Origin of the sequence: Pseudoalteromonas rubra (assembly GCF_005887115.1) — a bacterium.
In the GTDB taxonomy this organism is placed as follows: domain Bacteria; phylum Pseudomonadota; class Gammaproteobacteria; order Enterobacterales; family Alteromonadaceae; genus Pseudoalteromonas; species Pseudoalteromonas rubra_F.
In genome coordinates this window covers 1-509 of the sequence record NZ_PNCJ01000087.1, presented here as the reverse complement: position 1 = coordinate 509, position 509 = coordinate 1, and the positions used below count along the sequence as shown (strand labels likewise).

The 509-nt window shown below is 43.4% G+C and carries 1 pseudogene; it reads left to right on the top strand.

Features of this window, described 5'->3' with window-relative positions:
• A pseudogene (locus CWB98_RS23255) lies at window positions 1-204 on the top strand (IS110 family transposase); the annotation flags it as partial.
• Window positions 205-509: the final 305 nt, after the last annotated feature.

Here is a 509-nt window from a genome sequence, read left to right as displayed (position 1 = left end):
CCAAAAGCCATTATTGATATTGCTTGGAAGGCACAACTGCGGCTATGTAAACGCTATAAAAAATTGCTCGCTAAAGGCAAACATTACAATCTTGTCGTCACTGCTATCGCCAGAGAGATGATAGCCTATATTTGGGCTATCGCTAAAGAAGTGATACTCAGCCCCGTCAATCCCGGGCTAAGGCTAGCAAGAGTACCCGCATAAATGTTCGAATTAGAGTTAATGCATTGGATCAAGCATCGGGTGTGGCACAACCACCGACGGCGTTAGGATGGCAACTAGTGAAAACTGATTGACCCACGAACATAGACTGAAGACAGGTGTCACGTCGAATCAAGTAAAGTCTGCTCTGCTTATGAAAATAAGTAACCAACGAATACCAGCAAGATAACCGACGAAACTACTTGCTTCATCTATGCATTAACTCGCTTTAATTCGAGTTCCAAATTATGGCTTAAAAGGGTTAAGCAGGGATCTGTGCGTTTAACTTGACAGTGGGAGTCATACCA